Source organism: Elusimicrobiota bacterium (assembly GCA_040757695.1).
Taxonomy (GTDB): Bacteria; Elusimicrobiota; UBA8919; order UBA8919; family UBA8919; genus JBFLWK01.
Genome location: JBFLWK010000153.1, coordinates 1 through 2,763 on the forward strand (window position 1 = coordinate 1; position 2,763 = coordinate 2,763).

The window sequence follows — 2,763 nt, forward strand, 5'->3', positions numbered from 1 at the left end:
TTAGTAACTTAAAAGATAATTTGTTGTTTTTTATGGCAAAAGATTTTAGGATTGGTAGCATAGTTGAGGAATGATGAACAGTTCTTTGAGTTTTAAAGCCGTAGTAATCAATTGGTGGCCTAAATGAGTGAGGTAATACTTGTAGGTATTTCTGATTCGTTTAATAAGGCCATGGGTTATAAGGCGTTTTAACAGCCTTGATATCTGGCCAGTTGATTTACATATGAGTTTGCTACGGAGGTTTTTATTTTGGAAACCGCTGATTGTGAACTCGCCGCTGGCGATGATTTGGAATAAAAGATGGTCCTCCTGACTGAAGAGGTTGAATCCTTTATAGGGGCGGCCGTTTTCCTGAACGCTCTTTGAAATTTTTGTGAGGTTTTTAATCCCTGCAGAACGGTCCTCGATACTAGAAATGAATACAAGATATCGATGATTGGCATCAGCCAGAATGCGCCGTAATGGGAAAAGACTATAAATATTCTTTTTCATTACAGCCACTTTTTGGGTACGCGTACCGTCCCGCTGTACTACCTCTCGGTAGTGCTTAAAAAACGAGACATTATGAACAGTTGTTTCAATCCGAAGCACTAAGGCGTATTTATCGTACATTTTAATGGCTACAGGCCCCATAGCATGTTTGATACGGGTACCTTCAATTCTTGTGTTGAAGTTATTGCCAAACTCATCTTGATAAAGACCGTGTATTTTTCTGCCCAAGAAAGTGGCGATATGATCTGGCTTTATGGTATGGATGGCTGTCCGGGTGAGATGTTCGTATATGGGTTTTAGGTCGGCCTGCCTTTTAAAGATAATATCGGTGGCATATTCCACCTGCATAATGCTCCAATGGTATGTAAGACTTAATTGGTTAATAATTGGACAATACTGATTAGCGAACCGGTCTAAAAGCCGATGTAGAGGCTCTACTCGGAAATCGTCCAACAATCGTTGTGCCTTGTCAAAACTACCGATGTTCAAAAAGACATTATCGGCCAGTTCGTAGGAAATATTTTTCTTGTTCATCTGACTGGCCAACCAATTATGTCCATTGAAATATATTTGGAGCCGGAAAGGTGACCAGGTGGGAACCCGTACATAGCAAAGTCCAAGGGTCTCATCAATAAAATAGAAATAGAAATGTAGACATTTTCCTGATGTTCGTCGAAGATAGTTTCTATTGCACCGCTTATCATGCCAAGGTCTATAGGCTGTACAGGATTCCATGGCAGAGAGAATGTGGACTAAACCCGGCTGAGCACTACGCTTTTTAATTACCTTCTGAACTAAATCTTCCTTGCGGGTGTCAGCTTTACGCAGAAACTCAATCTCAATACCATTTTCCTGGGCTATTTTTTCGGCATTCTCACGGATAATATCCCGCCAGACCATTGCGATCCTAGGGTAATCAAAAAGAGGAATTTTGTTATGATTAAAAAATCCTGTGATTGCTTCTTCATAGTTGAACTCGGGGATCGTACCATTAATAACTATCCGATCATAGCAGGAAAGTACGCCTTTTATTTTGGCCGAATAACGTTCTGTTAAAAGTTCCATAATTTAAAAACCTCACAAAAATTTTAATGGTAATGATAAAAATTACAATGTATATATAAAACTTTGGTAAACTGATAGGAAATTATTTTAAAAAAAGATTTATTAACTCAAAATTTTTGGTTCTGGCTTCGCCAGGTTAGGATAAGGAGGGAACAAAATGGAGAAAATGGAATATGAAATCAGTAGACTGAATGCTGTCTCTGCGCTTAAAGTAGGCACAATAACTTGTGTTATAATAGGGATTGTCTTTGGACTGCTTGCTGGAGGCTTCATAGGAACTATAGTGGCACCCAAAATGTCTGCGAAAATGAATGAAATGAAAAAAATCGCTGGTGAAGACTCTTGTTGTAAGAAAGTAATGGAGAATCAAGATTTCCCACCTGCTAAAATTGCTAAAATAGGTGTTGTTCCAGCATTATTAGCAGGAATGATTATAGGAACAATAGCAGGAATTATTGGTGGAATACTCTTTGGCATAGGAGCAGTCATATACAACATTATTGCAGGGTTGGTAGGTGGAATAAAGACAGAATTGAAATAATAGTAGTTAGTGCTCAAACAGAGATTAGGACTATAACAAATTGGAGGGCAAAATTATTTGTCTAACCAATCGCTGCACCTGACCCGCCTAAGGCGGACAGGTGAGCTCAATCGTTAGGTGTAGAAAAACAAAATAAGGGGTAAATTATGAATAATATTATCATAGCATTAATTATCGGGGTTACTGCTGGGATAATAGATGTTGTGCCAATGCTAATTCAAAAACTGGATAAATTTGCCTGTATTTCAGCCTTTATTCATTGGATTGTGCTGGGATTGATTATTCCATATGTAAACTGGGATATTCAACCTTGGCTAAAAGGATTAGTAATAGCAGAATTAACAGCAATCCCCATTATGATAATTGTATATCCGCAAGATCCAAAAGCCATAATTCCGATGTTTATTTTTTCTGCGATTCTCGGAGTAGGGGTTGGTTTAGCAGGATCAAAATTTATTGAATAAAAAATGAAAAGCCACCTAACCAATCGCTGCAGCCGACCTCGCTTACGCTCGGCGGCTGAGCTCTATCGTTAGACCAATATGCAGAAAAAACAAATGTCTTGACATTTACAACAATACAGTATATACTTGTATATACAAAAAGGGAGGTTGGTATGTTAACAAAAATTCAAAAGTGGGGCAATAGTCAAGGTCTCCGTTTCC

At 38.4% G+C, this 2,763-nt stretch carries 3 protein-coding genes; 2 read left to right on the forward strand and 1 reads right to left on the reverse strand.

The window, feature by feature from the left end; genetic code table 11:
* Positions 1-45: 45 nt before the first annotated feature.
* Positions 46-1,557, reverse strand: a complete 1,512-nt coding sequence (locus tag AB1349_13440) for a MarR family transcriptional regulator (GenBank protein ID MEW6558328.1) — start codon at positions 1,555-1,557, stop codon at positions 46-48.
* A 157-nt stretch (positions 1,558-1,714) separates the two neighbouring features.
* Here AB1349_13440 and AB1349_13445 point away from each other — a divergent pair, with 157 nt between their 5' ends.
* Both AB1349_13445 and AB1349_13450 read left to right on the forward strand, forming a co-directional pair.
* Positions 1,715-2,098 (forward strand): DUF3566 domain-containing protein, encoded by a 384-nt coding sequence (locus AB1349_13445; protein MEW6558329.1) that lies wholly within the window; start codon positions 1,715-1,717, stop codon positions 2,096-2,098.
* Positions 2,099-2,244: 146 nt separating this feature from the next.
* A complete protein-coding gene (locus tag AB1349_13450; GenBank protein ID MEW6558330.1) occupies positions 2,245-2,562 on the forward strand; it encodes a hypothetical protein in 318 nt (105 codons plus the stop codon).
* Positions 2,563-2,763: the final 201 nt, after the last annotated feature.

Bases quoted from the DNA above. Each gene is read 5' to 3' on its own strand.
- AB1349_13440 (MEW6558328.1), bottom strand. From the start codon at position 1,557: ATGGAACTTTTAACAGAACGTTATTCGGCCAAAATAAAAGGCGTACTT.
- AB1349_13445 (MEW6558329.1), top strand. From the start codon at position 1,715: ATGGAGAAAATGGAATATGAAATCAGTAGACTGAATGCTGTCTCTGCG.
- AB1349_13450 (MEW6558330.1), top strand. From the start codon at position 2,245: ATGAATAATATTATCATAGCATTAATTATCGGGGTTACTGCTGGGATA.